This window comes from Bradyrhizobium sp. 25ACV (genome assembly GCF_054863005.1).
Genome location: NZ_JAVAYO010000223.1, coordinates 1 through 229, shown reverse-complemented (window position 1 = coordinate 229; position 229 = coordinate 1). Strand labels below are relative to the sequence as shown.

The window sequence follows — 229 nt, the reverse complement described above, 5'->3', positions numbered from 1 at the left end:
TATTTTCGAGCCGGTAGAGCGCGTCACGCGGTGAGTTGCCATGAACCGTGGACATCGAGCCATCGTGCCCGGTATTCATCGCCTGCAACATGTCGAACGCCTCAGGGCCGCGCACCTCGCCGACAATTATCCGGTCGGGACGCATCCGCAGCGCATTGGGGACGAGGTCGCGTTGCGGGACATGACCAACGCCTTCGACATTCGGCGGACGAGTCTCCATTTGTACACC

Annotated in this window: 1 protein-coding gene; it reads right to left on the bottom strand. The window is 61.1% G+C overall.

The annotated features are described in order from the left end of the window. On the bottom strand, window positions 1–229 hold a 229-nt coding region (locus RAD04_RS39220), incomplete at both ends, for an ATPase, T2SS/T4P/T4SS family (RefSeq protein WP_461628042.1).